Genomic DNA, 20,837 nt, shown 5'->3' on the forward strand with positions numbered 1-20,837 from the left:
CCGATACCAGGAGGCTGGTATCGGATTTTCTAGAAACCCCGACTTGGACTCAAATGCTTAAGTGAACAGCATTACGCCAAGTGGCGGGGTTTTGTTTGCGCGATCAGCGACTGCGGATCTTCTCGACGATGGCCGTGGTCGAGCTGTTCTCGACCAGCCCCAGCACCCGCACTTCGCCGCCGTAGGCCAGCACGATATCGGAACCGACAACCTGGTCGATACCATAATCGCCGCCCTTGACCAGCACATCGGGCTGCACCTGCTTGAGCAGGCGCTCGGGCGTGTCTTCGCTGAAGCTCACCACCCAGTCCACGGCGCCAAGACCGGCCAGCACCGCCATACGGCGATCCACGGCATTGATCGGCCGGCCCGGGCCCTTGAGACGGCTCACCGACGCGTCGTCATTGATCGCCACGATCAGACGGTCGCCCTGCGCCCGCGCCTGCTCGAGGTAGGTCACGTGGCCGGCATGCAGGATATCGAAGCAGCCGTTGGTAAAGACGATCTTCTCGCCATGGGCGCGCGCATCCTCGGTGGCCAGCAGCAGTTGCTCCAGGCTCAGCACACCACGCTCGGAGCCCTCTTCACGCTGGACCGCACGACGCAGCTCAGGCGTGCTGATGGCCGCGGTGCCCAGCTTGCCCACCACGATACCGGCAGCCAGATTGGCCAGCGCCACGGCCTGGGGTAGCTCCTCGCCTGCCGCGATGGAGGCCGCCAGCGTGGAAATCACCGTATCGCCCGCGCCCGTCACATCGAACACCTCGCGCGCACGCGCCGGCAGGTGCAGCGGCGCATGATCAGGGCGCAGCAGCGTCATGCCATGCTCGCCACGGGTAACCAGCAAGGCGCCCAGGTCGAGTTCACGCATCAGGCGCGCGCCACGGCTGACCAACTCGGCTTCATCCTCACAGCGACCGACGATCAACTCGAACTCACTGAGGTTCGGGGTGATCAGGCTGGCGCCGCGGTAAATGGAGAAATCCTTGCCTTTCGGGTCGGCCAGCACCGGAATGCCACGCTTGCGCGCCGCCTTGATCAAGGCCTGATGATTCTGCAGCGCGCCTTTGCCGTAATCGGACAACACCAGCACCTTGACCTGATCGAGCAACTGCTCGACCTGCCGGGCCAACGCCTCGGCGTCGGTCTGGAAGGGCTCTTCGAAATCCATGCGCAACAGCTGCTGATGACGGCTCATGACCCGCAGCTTGACGATGGTCGGCTGGTTTTCGATGCGCTGGAAGTAGGTTTTCACGCCAATGGCTTCCAGGCTCTGCTGCAAACTCTGTGCAGCCTCGTCCTCGCCGGTAACGCCGACCAGAACGGCTGGCGCACCAAGGGCGGCGATATTCAGCGCGACGTTGGCCGCACCGCCGGGGCGATCCTCGATCTGTTCGACCTTGACCACCGGCACCGGAGCCTCGGGCGATATACGCGAGGTAGCGCCGTGCCAATACCGGTCGAGCATGACATCACCCACCACCAAGACGGGTGCCTGATCGAAACGGGGCATGGATAACTTCATGCGGAAACTCCGGAATTGCAAAATCGCCGCGGAGAATAGCACATCAGCTATTGCGAACCGCCGCCGCGCGCTTCAGCACGGCTTAGCGGTCGAACGGGCGAACCCAGAACAGCTCATGGCGACGCACCGCCTTGCGGAAGAATTCGTCCTCTCCCGCCTGCGGCCAGCGGCGTGCAGCCAGGCACCATTGAATGAAACGACGCAGACGCTTCTTGAAGGGTAGCGGCGTTTGCAGATCGTGCTGCATCGCCAACGCCTGACTCTTGTCGAGCAATATATTGTCATCAAGTTGCAGACACCACAGCCGATCGGCCGGCAAGGGCTCGATACACGGCGGCAACGCCACGCCATTGCCTGCCGGCCCCATGGGCCAGCGGTCATTGTCAGCCAGGTGATTGGCGTAGAGCAGTTGCACGTCTGGCTGCCAGCCACTTTGCTCGATGGCCTGACGCAGCGCGCGCCCGGTCTGGATATGGTCGGGATGCGGATCGAGCTCGGGGTGCGGAAGCACGATGACTTCCGGTTTGAAATGCTGCAACAACGCCGCGAGATCGGCGATCAGGTTATTCCACGTTGGCGCTCCGTCCACATCGCCGGGGAGTTTCAAGGCATTGAAACGACGAACACTGCGGATATCGGAGTCGCCCGACTCACGCGACCCACAAGCCACGGCTGGCTCGGCCTCCATCTGCCGCAGTTGCATGCAGTAATAGCCAAGCTGCACACATCGACTGGGCTCGACTCCGCCCCACAAGGGTACCGTCTGGCTGCTCCAACTGCGCAGCCGCCCCTTGAGGCGCGCGGCGGCAGCATCGCTAAGACCAAGACGCCGATAGAAGTCGGCTTCGATCTCGCCCTGAGTCAAGGTGACGATAGACACCTCTTGGCTGCGGCTATAGAGACCGAATGCGGCAAGCTCGGCATCATCCGCGTGGGGAGCGAGCACCATCACGCGCTTGCGTGAGTAGTCGGGATTGCTGAAGCCATACAGGGTTGCTTCGCGCCCGAGCTTGCAGAACCGCCCGCGCAGCCTCAGTTGCCCACCACGCAATAATGGCAGGCAACCTGACAGGTTGAGAAACCGTACGCCATTGACGCCACGCTCGAAGTCCTGGCGGTCGAGACCTTCGCCCTCGCCGATCAGGACGTGGGGGTCGAGACAACGTCCCAGCCAACTGCTGCGTACATGCAAGGCCAGCACCAGTGTTTCAGCCTCCTCGGGCCACGCCCCACCATGAGGAGAAACCCTCCCGTCACGGTCGAGCATTACCGATAGGCTGAAGCTATCCGAAGGGAAGGCGTGGCGATAATCGTCACGGGGCGAGTAGAAAAGGTGGTCGGAAAACCAGGCTTCGTGGGCAATCCAGGCCAACACCAGAACGACGGGTGCCGTTCCCCACGAACCGAACCAGTCGAGCGCCACCAGAATCGGCAATGCCACGACCATGAGAATACGTTTGTTACGCCGATGCCGACGTACCAACCGCTGCTTGCGTGCTTCCATTCACTTACACCCGAAAAACAGGCTGGCGATTACACCAACGATCCTTGTATTCAACATCCGCTCTGCCGAACGAGTAGCGCAGCGGCTTTCCTCGCAGACGCGCATCTTCCCATGCGGACTGGGTATTGATAAAGCTGAGTACACTGCCGGGGCTGAAATCACGAGAGGCTGGATCCACTCCACCGTTGATATATTCGATGCTGATCCAGTCTGGCGATTCGACCCTGTACAAAACCTGAACGGCTATGGGCTTTCCATCGAGCTGCAGATAAACGCCCCAGAGAAACGCTTTCAGCGCCTCGAAAACCTCGACGAGATGCTGCTTGCCAGGCACGTCGAAGCCCCAGCGCTTTTCGAACAGCTCCGTATAAATTGCGGCCAGCGCGTGGGCTGACAAGCCGGAAACCGGCAGAATCTCGCCGCCAGCCTCTTCAAGCATCCGCAGTTCACGACGCTGGTTGTAACGAAACTTCTTGCCGTATTCCTCCGGCTGCCTAGCCAGGGCCAGCTCCTCGGCCTGTGTGCGCAAAGTCGATATCGCCCCCTCGTTCAAGGCGGATACATAACGCATACGGTGTCGCACCGGCACGGCCGCCCCTGCCGCGATCGGGAGTATCACCTCGGCATTGCCGAGGTCGAAGAGGTCTCGACAACCCTTGCGTTTGAGCACATCGCGAGAAAGTGCCAGCGCATTTCCCCAGACTGGAACTGCAGCCTGCAACTCGCCCTGCCGCGGCCAGCCCAGGTAGCGAACGGGAATGCCGGCCAGCGCCGACAGCCGAGAGACGACGTCCGGATGGGTCATGACACTGCCGCCGAACCGCGCCCACACCTGCGCATAGACGTCGGCGCTTATCGGCTGCCAGCCTCGCTCGCGCCAGCGTTGTAACGGGTTGAACATCAGGCATCCGGCTCGGGCGAAAAGGTTGTCAAGCTTATCACGCGGCCGCTGCCTACTGCCGGACGATGCTTTAAGATATGCCCTTTTTACCCATGCTTTAGGATCTCTGGTGCAGCTACTCTCTTCACAACCCGACGCCTTGCGTACGCGTCTTTTCGACTTTATCACCACACGCTGGCTGGTAGGCGGCTACCTGGTTTTATTGACAGGCCTGTTCTGGATTCCCGATGGCAGTCAGTACACGAAATTCTATTACGCACTGATCGCGGCACCTGCTCTTCTGGCGGTGATGCTCATGCCTCGCCAGATGAAACCACTGCTAAGTGAACCCGTGGTTCTCTGCTTTCTGCTCTTGAGCGCCTGGTTGCTCCTCACCATGGGCTGGAGCCGCGCCGAGGATAGCTTCGGCAGCCTGGCCAAGCGTCCGCTTTATGTATTCATGTTGTTCGTGGGCTGCGCACTGATCGCCCTGCGCAACGAAGAGCGGTTCTTGAAAACCTTGCGCATAGGAGCCGCCCTCGGCGCCTTGGCTGCGTTGATCAACGTCGCCTGGTTCATGCACATCGCAGCACCGGGCGAGCGACTGATCGGTACCGGAGCTCTGCGCAACCCGCTGCTCACCTCCCACGTTCTAGGCTTTTTATGCACCTATTGGGTCGCAGCCTGGCTGTCACGCAACGAACGTCATGACTGGCTACCGATTCTGATGGCACTTCCCTTGCTGGCTGCGCTACTGGCCACGGGTTCGCGGACGCCGCTGATGGGCCTGGCACTGACCAGTGTCTGGATGCTGTCGATGAGCGGCAAACGGGCCATGTACCTGGTCGCCGCGTTGCTGCTCGGCGCGGCTGCCGCCTATCTGGTCGCGCCCGAGATCATTCTGCAACGCGGTACGTCCTTCCGCCCCGAACTGTGGGGCGATGCCTGGCGTCAGGCCGGACAGCATCTTTGGCTAGGCGCCGGTTATGAGAGCAAGTTCGAATTCGACATCCCAGGCGTGGGCCATTTGTTGCACGACCCGCACAACGTCGAGCTGGCGGTTCTTCTCGAGCTGGGCATGATAGGCCTGGGTATCTGGGCCATCATGTACGGCTTTGCCCTGCTCCGCTGCCTGCACCTACGCGCCCTGCCGCAATTCCAGATCGCTTCGGCACTGCTGATCTATGGACTTTGCGCAGGGCTGACGGAGGGAGGCAACTACCTGTCGCGCCCCAACGAAAGCTGGTTTTTGATCTGGATCCCAATGGCGTTGCTCGGCGCGCTGTCCATCCGGCATCGGCAGGCTAACGCATGAAACGTATCGATGCGATACAGTTGGACGCCCTGCTGCAAGGCGCCAAAACCATCGAAGAAGATGGCCTTGGCGTCAAAGTGGCGCGACTGGGCAGCGGCGACTTTCTGAAGCTGTATCGTCGCAAGCGGCTGCTGTCCTCTGACCTCTGGGACTTGCCGGCACAGCGCTTTGCAGACAATGCCAGAGGCTTACTACGCCTGGGGGTCATCGCGCCGACCGTACTCGATGTTCTGATGATCAGCGAACGCCGCCTGAGCGCCGTTCTTTATCAACCCTTGCCAGGCGACACCCTGCGTAATCGATTACGCCAACTCGACGCAGGGCAGCGTCCGGCACTGGTAAGACGATTCGGGACGTTCCTCGGCGAGCTGCATCAGCTTGGCGTCTATTTCCGCTCGCTGCACCTGGGCAACGTTCTACTACTGCCCGACGACAGCTTCGGCCTTATCGACCTGTCGGACATGAAACTGGAAAGCCGCCCGCTCGCCCCCTGGAAAAGACGGCGCAATCTGCAGCACATCCTGCGCTATGCCGAGGATATCGACTGGCTGGCGCATCAGCACGTCGATAGCTGGCTAGAGGGCTATGCAGACAGCGCCAGCCGACGTGACACCGAGCGTTTCAGCCGCGACCTAAGAAAGTGGCTGCAAGCCCGGTAGTCCGGCCAACGAGCGTTACGACCGGCGCTCAGCGTTTGAGCCAGTAGCGCCAGAGCCCCTTGAGCGTCTTCAGATTGCGCGCGCGCCATGGGATCTGCGCCAGCAACTCGCCAGCCAGCGCTCGGTCCTCGTTGGCAACCTTGGTGAACATGGCGTTCAGGTAGCGCAGGCGCGTCGCCTCGTAACCCGGATGGTCACTGAAGCGCTGGTATATCGCCAACTCGGTTTCGATCATCAGACGACGGTTCTTGTAGGTGTTGCTGCCGTGCACGCGGTACAGCGCCAACGGCTCTTCGAGTATGTCGATAAAATAGCCGGCCCGGGCGATACGTAGCTCCACGAAATAATCTTCGATACGGATGGTCGGATCGAAGCCGCCCACCGCCTCCAGTGCCTCGCGGCGAAACAGCAAGGTCGGCGCCGGCGGGCCAGGCTTGCGATCCATGAACAGGTCATCGAAGTCGAGACGCCTGGCCGGGCGATGCCGCTGCTTCTTTTCGGGCAATGGCTTGCCGTCGCCGTCGATGAGCACGATGCCGCCCGCACAGATTCCGGTCTCCGGATGCTGCTCCATAAATGGAATCTGCAAGGAAAAGCGCTCGGGCAGCATCACGTCATCCGAGCCCAGCGGCGCGATGTACCGCCCCTTACTTCGGGCGATCATCTCGTTGAGCGTGGTGCATAGCCCTTTGTTCGCCTGGGCGACGAAGTCGAAACCGAGCTCCGCCTGCAATCGCTGAATCAGCTCGACACTGCCGTCACGCGAGCCATCATCGACCACCAGCAGCTCTATGTTGGGATAGTGCTGCGCATACACGCTGCGAATGCTGGCCTCGATGAAGTCCGCATGGTTGTAGGAGGAGATCAGTACCGATACCAGGGGCAGCGGGAGGGTGCTATCGGTCATTGAGACGATCCTGTCAGCGGCTGGTCGCCTTCGAGCAGCTCACGGTATTTACGGCGAAAATCCTCGATATCGTGCTCGCGCCGGAGGTAGCGATAAGCCCGCTCACCTTGCTCTGCTCGCTCGGCTTCGCCGTCGGCCAGACTAGCGCGCAGTTGCTCGGCCAGCGACTTCACATCGCCCGGACTGAACAAACGACCGCCAGCACCGTGCAACAAGGGACGCATCGCTGGGATATCCGAGCCCATTACCGGCAGGTGGCCGCACATGCCTTCGAGCAGGGCAAGCCCGAGCCCCTCCTGTAGCGACGGCATGGCAAAGATGTCGAACGCCCTTACATAGCGCATCGCATCGGGCTGGGTACCGCACAAATGCACACGCCCCTGCAAACCGGACTCGGCGATCAGCGCAGCGAGATTGTCCTGCTCGCGACCTCCACCGATGACGGCCAGGTTCGCCTGTGGGAACTCCTGACTGACGGCAGCGAAAGCCCGGATCAGATAGGTATGCCCTTTGATTGGAACCAAGCGCCCGATGGCACCGATGATCACTGGTCCCATCGGCAAACCCAGCGCCTCGCGCGCCTCTTCTCGCGACAGTTGCAGCGACTCGGCCAGGTCGATATCCAGCGCGTTGGTGATGGCCACCGTGTTCGCCTTCGTGAAGCCACAGCGCAGCGAAACCAGGTAATCGACCACTGCCGGCGAAACCCCGACGAAACGCCAGCATTCGTCGATCAAGCGCCTGGCCTGCCAGCGCCGATAGAATCTGTCGTACTCGCCGAAGCCATGGGAGACGCCAATGCAACGGGCGATGCGCAGCTTCTTGTTGAGGTGCATGAACAGGTTGACGGCCTTGAAGCGATGCAGCAACACCACATCGAAACCTTCCTCCCGACAAAACGCCAATAGGCGCGCACGCACCCTGCGGCGCAAACCGCTCATGTCCTTCTCACTGAACTCGAAGAATACCTGACGACGACCAGGCGGGAGCGGTGCACCGTCAGCCGGCCGCCCCTCGAGGTAGGCATTGACCACCTCGAAACGCTCTGCAGGCAGCCCTTGCAGAATCTGCTCGCCCAGGTCGGAGTTGGTATCGGCTGCGTTGTAACGGGTTTGCAACTGCAGGACTTTCAGCGGCTTAACCATCCAGGCGGCCCATCCACAGGCGGATCGCCTTGCGCAAATACGAGAGTTTGAGCAACACGCGCCAGTCGCTTGCCACCGCCTGGCGGTAGAACTGCTTGGCGGCACTTACGTCGCGAGCGATGTAGGCACTCCGAAACAGTGATAAACAGCGCTGCTTATGGAACGACGCACGTAACGACTGAAATTCGCTTGGCAGGCGACCGAAAACCTCATCGACCAGTCCAACCCCTCCAGCAAGGCTCGAGTGAAAATCGTGGCGCAGGCTGTCGCCGTGCTTATGCACGATGGCCAATGCCTCACGAAGCGTGCTGACCGAACCAAGCGCCATTGCCTGAGCGAAAACTGGAATGTCCTCGGCATTACGAAAGTGCTCGGGATACAGCCCTGCTGCAAATACCTCGCGATGTAGCAGGCTCGCACCGTTAGAAATGCTCAGGCTCTTGTCCAGCAAATAGCCACGTACACGGTCGAAGGCAGAATCTGGCAAGCTTGCTGGTAGATGCATGCGCTTATGGCCCGTCTCATCGACTGTCCAGTGCCCGCCAATGACCACTTTGGTATCCGTGTTCTCAAGAAGATGGTGCCGTATCAAAGACAAGGCGTTGGGCGTCATTTCGTCATCGGCATCGAGAAATATGAACCAGTCGCAGCGGGCCATCTCGATCCCCAGGTTACGGGCCGAAGCAGCGCCACCATTCTCTTTTCGCACGGCGCGGAATTGGTTACGGAACTCCCCCTGGAGCGCCTCTATGACCGCTGCAGTGGTATCGGTGGAGCCATCGTCGACGATCAACAACTCATCGTCGGCAGCCAATTGAGGTAAGACGGAACGAACTGCCCTGGCCAATGCATAGCCGTAGTTGTAAACAGGGATTACCACCGTAATTGCCATGAACCCGCTCACGTCCTAGCCCTTTTTACTTGCTCACGCAAAACATTGAAGCTACGCACTACACGTCCAACGCTTAAGAAACGCCACCATTGATTACGCAATATGCCTGGCGATACGGCTGGTCGCACCACCTGACCTTGCCCCCAGCCAGGCCGCCAGCAAAAACCATCTCGGCGCTTGCGGTAGATGGTGAGCACAGGAATACCCAGCATTGAGGCCAAGTGCCCAACGCCTGAGTCATTACCGATGACGTACCCCGACTCGTAAAGGTACGCCGCCAGCGCTTGAGCATCGGCAAACGCAGGAATCTCGAATTCCGTGCCAAATGCCTCAAGATGATCGCGGCGCTCCTTGGGAGACAGCACGAACTGCGGATCGTAACCGTCCGTGCGAAGCTGACGCGCCAAGGCCACGTACTTGTGTGCAGGCCAGTTCTTTTTTTCGTTGTAAGACAATGGGTGGAGCATCACGCGTCGAGGATAGTGTCGATACTTCAGTTCGAGCGGAATCTGTAAACCGACCCCGTCATGAGCGTCAACCAGCCCCATACGCATACGACAGAACGCCACAGCTTGATCGACCATGCTGACGCGGTCGTCGTCAAGGCAACGAAGCGGACCTGCAGCAGCCGCGAGAGGCGCCAGCAGCGATGCCTTGCAGGGTGATAACCTGGCCAAGGCGTCGACAGCGGGAAACTCGATGAAACGCGGATCGACCTTGAGAGTTCCTACGAACGCATAACGCCTGGCAAGCATGTCGGCGGCCTCGCCGTGACGAGTAACCATACTGCCGAGATCGGAAATGACTAGATCAAATTCATCCAACGCATTAAAGGTGCGCTCAGGCGGGGGAAGTGGCTGGGCATCGAATAGCTCAAACCAGTTGCTCAGGGCGCCCACATGGTTGCTGAACACGGTGACCTTGTAGCCCGCACGCGCGAGGTTCGCGGCCAAAACGAGGTAAATACATCCATCTCCCAAGCCCATGGAAGGAATCAGCGCCAACCGGCAATCGGAAGACGTCACGACGCCAGCCACTTCATGGTGTGTAGCCTCAGCCATTAAAGCTCCTTTAAACACTCTATCGTCCATGATCTATTACTGCGCCGAATGCCCTGTGGCAGACGGATCTGCATCGCCCTCTTCTAATCCCATGGCATGCAAACGAGCGTAGTAACCATTCTGTGCCAGCAGAGACTCGTGAGAGCCGCGCTCGACGATGCGCCCCTGATCCATCACCAGAATCAGATCGGCTTTCTCGATGGTCGACAGCCGATGCGCGATCACCAGCGTGGTGCGGCCTTCCATCACCTTGTCCAGCGCTGCCTGGATGTAGCGTTCGGATTCGGTATCCAGGGCCGAGGTCGCCTCATCGAGTATCAGCACAGGCGCACTCTTGAGCAACGCGCGGGCGATCGCCAAGCGCTGGCGCTGGCCGCCCGACAACATCACGCCATCCTCACCCACCTTGGTATCGAAGCCCTGCGGAAGCAGATCGATGAACTCACGCGCATAGGCCGCCTCGGCGGCCTGCTCGACTGCCTCGCGTGGCAAGTTACGCAGATCGCCATAGGCGATGTTATTCAAGACGGTGTCGTTGAAAAGCGAAACCTGCTGTGTGACCAGCGCGATATGTTTCCTCAGGTTTTCGACGCGATAGTCCTCGATCGGCGTGCCATCGAGCAGAATCTGCCCCTGATCATGCTGATAGAAACGTGGAATCAAATTGGCCAGCGTTGACTTGCCGCTCCCCGAGCGGCCCACCAGCGCCACCATCTGCCCCGGTTCGACGGTAAAGCTGATGTCCTGCAGAACGGTTTTCTCGGTCCCCGGGTAAACGAAACTCAGGTGTTTTACTTCGAGCGCACCGGTTACTCGCTCTTTCTCGACCGTTCCGTTATCGGGCTCGGTCACTTCGTCCAGTTGTTCGAAAATGCTCTCGGCGCCGGCAAGCCCCTTCTGGATGGTCGAGCTGACTTCCGAAAGCTGTCGAATCGGCTTGGGTAGGAGCCCTGCAGCCGTGATATAGGCCACCAGATCACCCACGCTGGCATCACCGCGCAGAAACAGCACAAGGAACATCAGGAACGCCATGGCGGCGTAGTTCACCAGTTGCAGGCTGGGCGTGTAGATCGCGCTGGTGCGGGTCATGCGCAGCTGCTTGCGGGTGCTGTCTTCGCTCGCTTCGTAGAAGCGCTCACGCTCATAGCGCTCGCCACCGAAGCTACGAACCACACGGTAATTCTGGATGGTCTCGGACGACACGTGGGTCAACTCGCCCATGGCACTCTGAATCTTGCGGCTCTGGCTACGAAATTTCTTGCTCGCGCTCTTAACCATCAGGGCAATGAGCGGCAGAATCGCCACCATCACCATGGTCAGTTTCCAGTTCATCCACAGCAGATAGCCAAACAGGAAAACCACCGTCAGGCCTTCACGCACCATGACCTTCAAGGCATCCGTCGCCGCGCCGGTAACCGAACCGACGTTGTAGGTGATGCGAGAGATGAGATAACCCGTGGAATGGTTATCGAAATAACGATTGGGCAGTGTCAGCAGGTTGTTGAAAAGCGCAATGCGCAGGTCCTGTACCAGCCCCAGCGATACCCGTGCCAGGTAATAGCCCCCGAGAAACGAGCCGATACCCTGCCAGAAGGTAATGAGTAAAAGTGCCAGCGGCACGCCGTAGAGCAGCTGCATGCTGCCCAGCAACGGCAACTCGACCATACCGGCTTCGGGAGCGGCAAGGCCGTCGACGAAGTACTTGAGCAGGCCGGCGAGCATTGGCTGGGTCGAGGCGAAGATGATATAGCCAATCATGCTGACGCCGAACATGAACCAGTAGCGCCTCATGTAGCTCAACAGCCGCATGTACAACTTGAAGCTGGAGATCGAAGGCGATTGGGCGCTTGAATCAGGCATAAGATGCTGGCTCTGGGATTAAGCCGGCGATTGTACCATCAGGCAACCCGCAACCAAATGCAGGCGCCGAGCCGGGGCGCTTCGACACGACTGCGGCTGCGCGAGAACGCCGTGTTACACAACGATTCGCTACAGCCGTCGACATATCGATAGCCAGCCGAACTACGATTCCACGCTGCCGGACAGATCGCCGCTCGACGCAACGACACCGTCCTTGACCACCAGAATATCCTCCATGATCAGGTACTGCAGATCCGAGCCGAAGAACATGTTCAGGGCGTCGGTCGGCGAGCAGATCATCGGTTCGCCACGGCGGTTCAGCGAGGTGTTCAGCGACACGCCGTTGCCGGTGAGTCTTTCCAGCTCCAGCATCAGGTCGTACCAGCGCGGGTTGTATTCGCGCTTGAGCACCTGGGCGCGGGAGGTGCCGTCTTCGTGGACGACTTCGCTGACGCGCTCTTTCCACTCGTCGTTGACTTCGAAAGTGAAGGTCATGAACGGGCTCGGGTGATCGACCTTGAGCATCTGCTCGGCGACGGTGTCGAGCATCGATGGGCAGAAGGGTCTCCAGCGCTCGCGGAACTTGATCTGTTCGTTGATGCGGTCGGCCACGCCGGGAATGCTCGGGCAACCGATGATCGAACGGCCGCCCAGGGCACGCGGGCCGAATTCCATGCGGCCCTGGAACCAGGCTACCGGGTTGCCATCGACCATGATCTGCGCGATGCGCTGCGGCATGTCGTCGATCTTCTGCCATTTCGGCGCATTCGGGTGGCGGGCGCAGGCGGCAATGACGTCTTCGTTGGAATAGGCCGGGCCGAGGTAGACGTGCTCCATCTTCTCCACGGGCACGCCACGCTTGTGGGAAACGTAGGCAGCGGCACCAACCGAAGTGCCGGCGTCACCGGAGGCCGGCTGAACGAACAGTTCCTTGACCTCGGGGCGAGCAATGATCTTCTGGTTGAGCTTGACGTTCAGCGCGCATCCACCGGCGAAGGCGATCTTGCCGGTCTCGCGGATGATGTCGCCCAGGTAGTAATCCATCATCTCCAGCGCCAGCTTCTCGAACAGCGCCTGCATGCTGGCGGCGTAGTGGATGTACGGGTCGTCGGCAATGTCGCCTTCGCGCTTTGGCCCCAGCCACTCGATCAGTTTGGGGGAGAAGTAGAAGCCCTTGCCCTTTTCCTTGTGGCGGCGCAAACCGATGACGTTGGCGTAGTCGGTATTGATCACCAACTCGCCGTTCTCGAACTTGGCCAGGCGGGAAAAATCGTACTTGCTGGCATCGCCATAAGGCGCCATGCCCATGACCTTGAACTCGCCATCGAGCATTTCGAAACCGAGGAACTCGGTCACCGCGCCGTACAGGCCGCCCAGGGAATCCGGGTCGAAGAACTCCTTGATCTTGTGGATACGGCCGTTCTCGCCATAGCCGAAGAAGGTAGTGGCGTACTCGCCCTTGCCGTCGATACCGAGGATCGCGGTCTTCTCGGTGAAACCCGAGCAGTGATAAGCGCTGGACGCGTGCGCCAGGTGGTGCTCGACTGGCTCGATCTTGACCTTCTTGGCATCGAAGCCCAGTTGCTCCAGGCACCAGACGACCTTCTTGCGATAGCGCTTGTAGCGGCGGTTGCCCATGAGAATCGCGTCGAGGGCGCGATCCGGTGCGTACCAGTAGCGTTTGGCGTAGTGCCAACGCGCCTTGCCGAACAGGCTGATGGGCGCGAAGGGAATCGCCACCACATCGACATCCGATGGTTTGATACCGGCCTGTTCCAGGCAGAATTTGGCCGATTCGTAAGGCATGCGGTTCTTCGCATGCTTGTCACGCACGAAGCGCTCTTCTTCGGCTGCTGCAATCAACTTGCCGTCGATGTACAACGCCGCGGAGGGGTCATGACTGAGGGCGCCGGACAGGCCAAGAATCGTCAATGCCACGGGTAAAGCCTCTTAACGCGGCTGCCTGACTCGACAACCGATACGGTTTGATTTCGCTGAGCCTTCCTCGGAAGGCTCAAATATATGTTGGCAAGCGCCGGTCGAGTTCACGATACAGAGCGCTGTCGGCGGCCCAGTTGCGCAGCAGGCGCGCGCGATCACGTGCATAGGCGGCCTTGAAGCTGCTGGCCTGGCCATGGAACTGCATGGCATCCAGATCGATCAGCGCCCAGCGGCCATCCTGCCAGAGAATATTGTTGCCCTTGCAATCGCCATGGCTGATGCGCTCGCGCAACAGCGCTGCGAACAATGCATCCAACGCCTGCAAGTCCGCCTCTGGCGGTAGGCCATCCGCCCCGCACGGCGCGAAACGGGCGATTATATCCATACCCGGCGTGTGTTCGGTAATCAGATAGGCCTGGCGGCGCAGCCACAGGGTGCGCCGCTCGAGCACCGCCAGCGGCCTGGGCGTGGCGATTCCGAGAAAATCCAGGCGGTTGCCTTCGCACCAGCTGTGCCAGGCCCGGCTAGGCCGCCAGAAGCGCCGCAGCCAATGGCCGAAGCCCTTGATGTTGTAGCGCTTGATGACCAATTGCCGACCAGCCTGCTGGACGCGCGCCACGGTCGAGGAGCCGCCCAGTTTGAGTGGCTCGCCTGCAGCGATCGCCGCGTCGGGGTCGGCCAGAAGAGGCGCCAGCGCCGCGTCCTCTTCACGCCTCACCACCTGCAGGCGCGACGGCCCACGCCAGACGCGAAAGGCCGTGCACTCACGCTGAATCTTGGCCATGAAAGAATGAAGACGCAGCCCGCGCGCCTTGGCCACAGCCTTGAGCAGGGCCTCAAGCGGCAGGGCATGTTCGCCGTTGACCAGCAGGTAGTGCACCAACAATTCTTCGATGAAGTCATCGATGGCGCGGGGAAACAGCGCGAAGAACAACCCCAGGTTTTCCAGCACGCGCGCTCGGGAGAGGGGCTGCCCGGACGTCTCGGCGCGAATGCCGCCGCCATCGATGAGATACAGATGGCCGTCATGGCGCAGCAAATTGTCCAGGTGCAGGTCTTCCTGCCATAGCCCACGACGATGAAGCTGGCCGATGACGCCAAGCGCCTCACCCAGCACCTGCTGCTGCGCATCGCTCAGCCAGGGCTGATCAGCGACGGCCTGCCAATCATCCGCCAGGCTGCGGGCGTCCTCCAGGAACTCGAACAACAGCCAGCCGCCCTCGCCCGCCGATACACCATGATCGAGCAGCAAGGGGGTGCACAACCCTTGTTCCGCCAGTAGCTGGGCACCTTGCAGCTCCCGAGCGAAGTGCCGCTCGGCCTTGCTGCCGACCAACATCTTGGCGAGCACCTGGCGCCCCTGCCATTGCGCCGCGCCGACATACCGCTGGCCCGGCAACACACGCAGCAGGCTCTGCAACTCGAGCGACGTACCGCCCGGCAGCTCGATCGGCAGCGGCAGCGCAGGGCTGCGCCCCGCCTTGTTGAGGTGAACCAGTTTCATGGGCGTTGGGCCTTGTCCTTCAACCGCGCCGTAAGACGCTGCGACCAATGATCCACATGTTGCCCGCTGCCCAGATAGGCCGTCAGGAAACCCAGGTGATCCGCTTCATTCCAGGGGTTGGTGCGTCGCAGCAACGGCTCGATGTCCTTGACCCTGTCACGCTCACCGAGAAACAGTGGCCGGGTCTTCTCCAGATCGATCAGCTGCGCCGCAAAACCCTCATCTCGGGGTTGCAGGAAGATATGTTTGGGGTAGAAACAGCCATGCACCTGTCCCTTCTCGTGCACGCGCCGAGCCAGACGTCCGCAAGCGCTCACGATCGCCTGGCGCTGCTCCGCTGCAAGCTGATGCCATTCGGGCAGCCAGCTGTCGAGGTCGCGCCAACCATCCAGCGCATGGGTCAGCAGAACGGCCCGTCGCTCACCGGCGATGCGCCGCTCGGCGTAGAACGCGGCGCTCATCGCCGGGATGCCGAGGCGCTGGTAACGGCGGATGTTGCGAAACTCCCGCGCCAGCGTCGGCTCACCCCAGGGGCGCTCCAGGCTGTGCGTCAGGTAATTGCTCTGGCGCTTGAGGTAATAGCCATGGCCTTCCAGATCAAGCCGGTAGACCGTGCTCCAGCCGCCGCGCGGCGCCCGGTTGGGCTCGTCGACCGCATGCAGCTCGAGCGTCCAGAGCGCCTCGAAACTGGCCAGCCCATGACGTTCGAGCAGCGCTTGATCATCGCGCTCGATGAAGTCCTTCATTCTCTTCCCTCGAAGTAACGCACGATCTGGCCGATACGCTGCTTGTCGCTGTCGTTGAGCCGTTCACGCCCTCGATACTGCAAGTAGAAACGCAGGCGCTGGGTGCGCGACAGGTGATATTTGGCCACCTTATCCAGACAGGCGAGATCCTTTACGATGCGCCGACGTAGAAACGGCCCTCGCCAGAATGCACCGGTCGGGCAGTCGATGAAGTACAGGCGGCGGTGCTCGTCGACCAGCAGATTGCGCCACTTCAGGTCGTTATGGGCGAAATGATGATCGTGCAGGATGCGCGTGGCACGGGCCAGCTGACAGCTGACATCGTCGACCCAGGCCCGATCACGCAGGCGCGCGTCACCCGAGGAGGCCAGCCGCCACATGTCCGTGGTGTCGACCAGTTCCTGGGTGATCAGTGCACCTCGGTGAAAGGCTGCACCCTTGCGCTCCAGCCCGTAGGCAGCGATAGGCGCAGTGGGAATCCCCCAACTCGCGAAGTGCTTGAGGTTCTGCCACTCAGCCTTGACCCGCGGCCGGCCAACGAAGCGCCGAGCGCCTTTGCCGGCACCGTGGTAGCGCTTGACGTAGTAACGCAGCCCATCGAACTCCACACGAATGACGTCCGACAACGGATCGTGAGTAATAGCCTCGCCTTGCAGGGCAAAGACCGCATCAAGCGAAGCGAATGCCCTGGCCGCCTCGGGCGTGGCCAAGGCGGTGACACGCCACTGACTCATGCTTGCCCCTCCGTTTCGTACTTGCGCGCATAACGCGCACGCAGGCGGTCGGCCTTGCCCTGCAACCAGTGCAGCAGGGCAGCCTCGTCCTGCAGGACCTGACGCAGGGGACGGCTGTCGACGAAGCCAAAGTAAACCTTGATGAAACGCAGCAGATCGCGCTTGGTGAGACCTATGTTCAAGGCCGAGAAATACAGACCGGCCAGATCCTTATCGCGCCAGCGTTTCGGCACGGCATTGCGTACTTGGGCGCGGTGCAGATCGATCACCGACAGGCGGAAATCATCAGCGTCGAAAGGCTTGTCGGTATGCAGCAGAAAGTGACAGATGTAGCAGTCCCGGTGGTTCACGCCCGCAGCGTGCATGCGCCCGGTCATTTGCGCCACACGGCGCAGCAGTGCCCGCTTCACGATGGGCGACGGCGGCTGCTCGCTCCAGGTCAGCGTCAATTGCTCGAGGTCGACGGTCGGCGCGAGCTCCTCGGTGACGATGAACGAATGCTGCTGCGCCGGGTTGCTGCCACGCTCGCCATAAGCCACCGCGGTCATGGTCGACACCCCGGCGCCGTTCAAACGCTGGATGGCTTTCCACTCTTGGCCCGCGCCCAGCACCGGCAGGCGGGCCGTGACCAGGTTCTTGACGATTTCCCCCCAGCCCACGCCACGATGAATCTTCACGAAATAGCCCTTGCCATTCACCTCTGTACGCAGCGTTCGACGCGCCTCCAGTTCGCGGTACACCTGCCCCTGCAGGCCCTCGACCGCTTCAAAGGCATCCTTGCCGTCCCACAGGGACTTGAATGGTTCAGCAAGAATCAGGCGCATAGGCCTCCCTGTAGGAGCCGCGGTCTCGCGGTGAATGCTGAAGGCAACGCGAGCCTTGTGGAACGGCCACTAAGGCATCGCGCCGTAGGCGACGCATTTAAAGGGCCCAAGGTTGCCAAAGCGGTTGAGTTGCTCACGGGTGCGCCGCCAGAATCACATCCGCAGCCCGCTGCGGCATGCTGTACAGATCGGCCGTGTCGGCATAGGCCAGGCCATTTTGCTTCCATCGCGCGCGCGCAGCGTCGTCGGCCAGCATCTCGGCCAGCAGGCGATTCAGCGCGGGCTGCTCGAATGGACTGGGCACCACGCGGCCGGCGTCTGCATCCTCGATGTAATGGGCGTAGCCGCATACATCGGTGACCAGCACAGGCAGCCCGGCGACCAGCGCCTCAAGCAGCACGGTACCAGTATTTTCGTTGTAGGCCGGATGGATCAGTAGATCGGCGCCAAGCAGAAAACGCGGAATATCGCTGCGTCCCTTGAGAATCTGCACCTGGTCGCTCAGGCCAAGGGCTTTTACCTGCAGCAGGAACGGTTTGGGGTCGTCCTGGCCGATGACCATCAACCGGGTGCGCTGCTTTAGCTCCGGCGGCAAGGCGGCCAGGGCCTTGAGGCTGCGGTCCAGGCCCTTGGTCTTGAAGCCCGAGCCGATCTGCACCAGCAGCAGGTCGCTGTCGGCCAGGGCGAACTCGCGGCGAAACTCGACGCGGATTTCGGCGGCATTGGCCGGCGCGCGGCGATCCAGGGCGATGCCCGGCGGCAGCAGGTGGAAGCGCTCGACTGGCGTGCCGTAATGCTTGACGAACAGCGGCTGCTGCACCTCGGAGATCATCAGAATCTCGGTGTCCGACTCGGGTGCGAACACAGCTCGCTCGTACTCGGCGAAATGCTTGTAGCGGCCCCAGCGGCGATACAGGGGGTTGCGCAGGGTCTGCGCCTTGTCTTCAAAGCAGCCATCGGCGGCGTAGTACACGTCCAGGCCCGGCATCTTGTTGAAGCCAATCACCCGGTCGACGGGGCGCTCGCGCAAGTCGGCCTGCACCCAGGCGGTGAGTTTCTCGTTGCGGTGATGGTTGAACAGTGCCTTGACCGGTACCACCACCACTTCGAAACCCTCTGGCACCTCGCCTTCCCAGATTGGCGTGTAGACGCGGATGCTGTGGCCGCGCCGCTGGCACTCCAGGGCGATACGCATGAAATCGCGCTGCAACCCGCCGTAGGGGAAGTACTTGTAGAGGATAAAAGCCAGGCGCATCGGCCCTCCGCTCGCTTGCATCAGTCCAGCCCCAGATCCAGCAGCAGGGCATGTAATTCGGTGAACACCCGCTGTGGTTTCAAATCATCGAAACAGGGTTTCTCGCGGTCGCCCTTGCCGGCATCCGGGCCGCTGGCGCACAGGTGCACCTGCGAGCGCCCGTAGGCACCCACCCGGCCCGGCAGGGTCGGGCCGTAGAGCGACACGGTCGGCACATCCAGCGCTGCCGCCAGATGGCCCAGACCGGTATCGACGGCCACACAGGCCTGGGCACCGGCGAGCACCTTGGCCACACCTGCCAGGTTGAGCTTTGGCAATACCGCAGCGCCATCGATGCCGGCGGCGATACGCTCGGCGCGCGCCTTCTCGGCTTCGTTGCCCCATGGCAGGCGAATCGCCCAGCCGCGCTCGGCAACCTGCTCGGCCAGTTCGCGCCAGTAGGCTTCGGGCCAGTGCTTGCTGGCCCAGGTGGTGCCGTGCAGGAACACTAGATAAGGGCTTGCGGCCGGATCTGCAAGCTGGGCGCGGCTCAACCCGTAGTCGCCCAGACCAGCGGGCACGCTGTAGCTCAGCGCCTGGCCGAACAGCTGACGGGTACGCTCCAACGCATGCTGAGCCCGCGGCACGCTGTAGGGGCGATCATAAAAGCGCGCAGCGATAGGCTCGCGGGCAGACTTTTTATCGAGCCCTGCCACCGGCGCCTTGACGTAGCGGGTCAGCCAGGCGCTCTTGAGCAGGCCTTGGGCGTCGATTACAAGGTCGTAATGACTCTCGCGCAGGCGCTGCTTGAACCGCGCCCACTCGCCACTGCGCAGGGTTCTCAGCGGGTGCTTGCGCCAGCGGCGGATGGCCACCGGAATCACCTGGGAGACGGCCGGATGCCAGGCTGGAATCTCGGCGAAGCCTTCTTCCACCACCCAGTCGAACCGGATGCCCGGGATCGCCCGGGCCGCGTCGGTCAGGGCCGGCAGGGTATGAATCACGTCGCCCAGCGATGAGGTCTTGATCACCAGCACGCGCATTCAGGGCATGACCTCGACGGGCTCACCCGCCAGGCGCTGCAGCGCGTCGACGGCGACCCGTGGCTCGAGCTGCACCAGGCAGTTGTAATGACCGAAGCGACAGGTGCGCTCGAAGCACGGGCTGCACTCGATACCCAGGCGGATGATTTCCACCTGCTCGGCCAGCGGCGGGGTGAACTGTGGCGAGGTCGAGCCGTACACCGCCACCAGCGGGCGATCGAGCGCCGCGGCCACGTGCATCAGCCCGGAGTCGTTGGACACCACCGAGGCGGCGCACGATAGCAGGTCGATGGCTTGCGCAAGACTGGTCTCACCGGACAGGTTGACGGCCTCCTCGCGCAGGCCGGGAATCAGCCGCGATCGGATATCCTCGCCCACAGGGTGATCCTTCTTCGAGCCGAACAGCCAGACCTGCCAGCCTTCACGGATCTTCGTCTCGGCGACCTTGGCGTAATGCTCGCTGGGCCAGCGTTTCGCTTCGCCGAACTCGGCGCCTGGGCACAGGGCAAGAACCGGGCGATCCAGGCTCAGGCCGAAATGAGCCAGGGCTGCGTCACGAGTCGCGGGGTCGATGCGCAGGGACGGGCGCGGATATGGCTGCGGCAGCTCCGCGCCAGCCGGATACGCCAGGGCCATGAAGCGCTCGATCATCAGCGGGTAGCGATCCTTGTCCAGCTTGCGCACGTCATTGAGCAGGCCGTAACGCATCTCGCCCTTCCAGCCGGTACGCAGGGGGATGCCGGCGAAGAACGGCACCAGCGCCGACTTCATGGAGTTGGGCAGCAGGATCGCCTGATCGTAACGGCCGGCCAGGGACTTGCCGATGCGCCGCCGCGTGGCCAGCTCCAGCACGCCATGGCCGAGGGGAAAGCTCAAGGCCTGGCGAACCTCGGGCATGCGCTCGAGGATCGGCCGGCTCCAGTCCGGGGCCAGCACGTCGATGGCGCAGTCGGGATGACGCAGTTTCAGACACTGGAACAATGTCTGCGCCATCACCATGTCGCCTACCCACGAAGGGCCGATGATCAGAATATTCATAAGCTCAGTTTCGGTAGAGAAGCCC

The 20,837-nt window shown here is 61.5% G+C and carries 18 protein-coding genes; 2 read left to right on the forward strand and 16 right to left on the reverse strand.

The window, feature by feature from the left end; all coding sequences use genetic code 11:
* Positions 1–103: 103 nt before the first annotated feature.
* From hldE to BVH01_RS07125, 3 genes are all read right to left on the reverse strand, one after another.
* Positions 104–1,525 carry a bifunctional D-glycero-beta-D-manno-heptose-7-phosphate kinase/D-glycero-beta-D-manno-heptose 1-phosphate adenylyltransferase HldE gene (gene hldE, locus BVH01_RS07115; protein WP_075929673.1) on the reverse strand — a complete coding sequence of 474 codons (1,422 nt, stop codon included), beginning with the start codon at positions 1,523–1,525 and terminating at the stop codon, positions 104–106.
* Positions 1,526–1,607: 82 nt separating this feature from the next.
* On the reverse strand, positions 1,608–3,029 hold the full coding sequence (locus BVH01_RS07120; RefSeq protein ID WP_075929674.1) for a PIG-L deacetylase family protein: 1,422 nt from the start codon (positions 3,027–3,029) through the stop codon (positions 1,608–1,610).
* Positions 3,030–3,033: 4 nt separating this feature from the next.
* Positions 3,034–3,930 carry a GNAT family N-acetyltransferase gene (locus BVH01_RS07125; RefSeq protein ID WP_075929676.1) on the reverse strand — a complete coding sequence of 299 codons (897 nt, stop codon included), beginning with the start codon at positions 3,928–3,930 and terminating at the stop codon, positions 3,034–3,036.
* Positions 3,931–3,955: 25 nt separating this feature from the next.
* Between BVH01_RS07125 and BVH01_RS07130 the strand changes: the two genes are divergently transcribed.
* Both BVH01_RS07130 and BVH01_RS07135 read left to right on the forward strand, forming a co-directional pair.
* Positions 3,956–5,224 carry an O-antigen ligase gene (locus BVH01_RS07130; protein ID WP_256562729.1) on the forward strand — a complete coding sequence of 423 codons (1,269 nt, stop codon included), beginning with the start codon at positions 3,956–3,958 and terminating at the stop codon, positions 5,222–5,224.
* The gene (locus BVH01_RS07135; RefSeq protein WP_075929680.1) at positions 5,221–5,883 is read left to right on the forward strand and encodes a lipopolysaccharide kinase InaA family protein; all 663 of its coding nucleotides are present in this window, start codon (positions 5,221–5,223) and stop codon (positions 5,881–5,883) included. The genes BVH01_RS07130 and BVH01_RS07135 overlap by 4 nt, the downstream gene beginning before the upstream one ends.
* A 28-nt stretch (positions 5,884–5,911) precedes the next feature.
* On the opposite strand, the gene BVH01_RS07140 is transcribed toward BVH01_RS07135, so the two are convergent.
* The 13 genes from BVH01_RS07140 to waaF all read right to left on the reverse strand — a co-directional run bounded on the left by BVH01_RS07140 (position 5,912) and on the right by waaF (position 20,812).
* Complete coding sequence (locus BVH01_RS07140) at positions 5,912–6,790, reverse strand: glycosyltransferase (protein WP_075929681.1); 879 nt, start codon at positions 6,788–6,790, stop codon at positions 5,912–5,914.
* Positions 6,787–7,935, reverse strand: coding sequence for a glycosyltransferase (locus BVH01_RS07145; protein ID WP_075929683.1), 1,149 nt, complete (start codon positions 7,933–7,935; stop codon positions 6,787–6,789). The genes BVH01_RS07140 and BVH01_RS07145 overlap by 4 nt, the downstream gene beginning before the upstream one ends.
* Complete coding sequence (locus BVH01_RS07150; RefSeq protein ID WP_075929684.1) at positions 7,928–8,827, reverse strand: glycosyltransferase family 2 protein; 900 nt, start codon at positions 8,825–8,827, stop codon at positions 7,928–7,930. Before BVH01_RS07150 ends, BVH01_RS07145 begins: the two co-directional genes overlap by 8 nt.
* Positions 8,828–8,835: 8 nt before the next feature.
* On the reverse strand, positions 8,836–9,888 hold the full coding sequence (locus tag BVH01_RS07155; protein ID WP_075929685.1) for a glycosyltransferase family 9 protein: 1,053 nt from the start codon (positions 9,886–9,888) through the stop codon (positions 8,836–8,838).
* 36 nt (positions 9,889–9,924) lie between these two features.
* Positions 9,925–11,748: a lipid A export permease/ATP-binding protein MsbA gene (msbA, locus tag BVH01_RS07160; RefSeq protein ID WP_075929686.1), complete on the reverse strand. Its 1,824-nt coding sequence runs from the start codon at positions 11,746–11,748 to the stop codon at positions 9,925–9,927.
* Positions 11,749–11,910: 162 nt separating this feature from the next.
* Complete coding sequence (locus tag BVH01_RS07165; RefSeq protein ID WP_075929687.1) at positions 11,911–13,686, reverse strand: carbamoyltransferase; 1,776 nt, start codon at positions 13,684–13,686, stop codon at positions 11,911–11,913.
* A gap of 76 nt (positions 13,687–13,762) precedes the next feature.
* Entirely contained in the window at positions 13,763–15,193 is a 1,431-nt protein-coding gene (locus tag BVH01_RS07170) for a lipopolysaccharide kinase InaA family protein (protein ID WP_075929689.1), read from the reverse strand.
* Positions 15,190–15,939 (reverse strand): lipopolysaccharide kinase InaA family protein, encoded by a 750-nt coding sequence (locus BVH01_RS07175; RefSeq protein ID WP_075929690.1) that lies wholly within the window; start codon positions 15,937–15,939, stop codon positions 15,190–15,192. The genes BVH01_RS07170 and BVH01_RS07175 overlap by 4 nt, the downstream gene beginning before the upstream one ends.
* On the reverse strand, positions 15,936–16,673 hold the full coding sequence (locus BVH01_RS07180; RefSeq protein WP_075929691.1) for a lipopolysaccharide kinase InaA family protein: 738 nt from the start codon (positions 16,671–16,673) through the stop codon (positions 15,936–15,938). The genes BVH01_RS07175 and BVH01_RS07180 overlap by 4 nt, the downstream gene beginning before the upstream one ends.
* On the reverse strand, positions 16,670–17,497 hold the full coding sequence (rfaP, locus tag BVH01_RS07185; RefSeq protein WP_075929692.1) for a lipopolysaccharide core heptose(I) kinase RfaP: 828 nt from the start codon (positions 17,495–17,497) through the stop codon (positions 16,670–16,672). The genes BVH01_RS07180 and rfaP overlap by 4 nt, the downstream gene beginning before the upstream one ends.
* A gap of 133 nt (positions 17,498–17,630) precedes the next feature.
* Positions 17,631–18,752, reverse strand: a complete 1,122-nt coding sequence (locus BVH01_RS07190) for a glycosyltransferase family 4 protein (RefSeq protein WP_075929693.1) — start codon at positions 18,750–18,752, stop codon at positions 17,631–17,633.
* A 20-nt stretch (positions 18,753–18,772) separates the two neighbouring features.
* Complete coding sequence (gene waaC / locus BVH01_RS07195) at positions 18,773–19,774, reverse strand: lipopolysaccharide heptosyltransferase I (protein ID WP_075929694.1); 1,002 nt, start codon at positions 19,772–19,774, stop codon at positions 18,773–18,775.
* On the reverse strand, positions 19,775–20,812 hold the full coding sequence (waaF, locus tag BVH01_RS07200) for a lipopolysaccharide heptosyltransferase II (RefSeq protein ID WP_075929695.1): 1,038 nt from the start codon (positions 20,810–20,812) through the stop codon (positions 19,775–19,777).
* Positions 20,813–20,837 lie beyond the last annotated feature (25 nt).

The organism is Pseudomonas sp. PA1(2017), from assembly GCF_001945375.1.
Lineage (GTDB): Bacteria > Pseudomonadota > Gammaproteobacteria > Pseudomonadales > Pseudomonadaceae > Aquipseudomonas.

Coding starts and splice junctions, on each gene's coding strand:
- BVH01_RS07120 (WP_075929674.1), bottom strand. CDS start 3,029: ATGGAAGCACGCAAGCAGCGGTTGGTACGTCGGCATCGGCGTAACAAA.
- waaF (WP_075929695.1), bottom strand. CDS start 20,812: ATGAATATTCTGATCATCGGCCCTTCGTGGGTAGGCGACATGGTGATG.
- BVH01_RS07125 (WP_075929676.1), bottom strand. CDS start 3,930: ATGTTCAACCCGTTACAACGCTGGCGCGAGCGAGGCTGGCAGCCGATA.
- msbA (WP_075929686.1), bottom strand. CDS start 11,748: ATGCCTGATTCAAGCGCCCAATCGCCTTCGATCTCCAGCTTCAAGTTG.
- BVH01_RS07170 (WP_075929689.1), bottom strand. CDS start 15,193: ATGAAACTGGTTCACCTCAACAAGGCGGGGCGCAGCCCTGCGCTGCCG.
- BVH01_RS07180 (WP_075929691.1), bottom strand. CDS start 16,673: ATGAGTCAGTGGCGTGTCACCGCCTTGGCCACGCCCGAGGCGGCCAGG.
- waaC (WP_075929694.1), bottom strand. CDS start 19,774: ATGCGCGTGCTGGTGATCAAGACCTCATCGCTGGGCGACGTGATTCAT.
- BVH01_RS07150 (WP_075929684.1), bottom strand. CDS start 8,827: ATGGCAATTACGGTGGTAATCCCTGTTTACAACTACGGCTATGCATTG.
- rfaP (WP_075929692.1), bottom strand. CDS start 17,497: ATGCGCCTGATTCTTGCTGAACCATTCAAGTCCCTGTGGGACGGCAAG.
- BVH01_RS07155 (WP_075929685.1), bottom strand. CDS start 9,888: ATGGCTGAGGCTACACACCATGAAGTGGCTGGCGTCGTGACGTCTTCC.
- BVH01_RS07175 (WP_075929690.1), bottom strand. CDS start 15,939: ATGAAGGACTTCATCGAGCGCGATGATCAAGCGCTGCTCGAACGTCAT.
- BVH01_RS07145 (WP_075929683.1), bottom strand. CDS start 7,935: ATGGTTAAGCCGCTGAAAGTCCTGCAGTTGCAAACCCGTTACAACGCA.
- BVH01_RS07135 (WP_075929680.1), top strand. CDS start 5,221: ATGAAACGTATCGATGCGATACAGTTGGACGCCCTGCTGCAAGGCGCC.
- hldE (WP_075929673.1), bottom strand. CDS start 1,525: ATGAAGTTATCCATGCCCCGTTTCGATCAGGCACCCGTCTTGGTGGTG.
- BVH01_RS07190 (WP_075929693.1), bottom strand. CDS start 18,752: ATGCGCCTGGCTTTTATCCTCTACAAGTACTTCCCCTACGGCGGGTTG.
- BVH01_RS07140 (WP_075929681.1), bottom strand. CDS start 6,790: ATGACCGATAGCACCCTCCCGCTGCCCCTGGTATCGGTACTGATCTCC.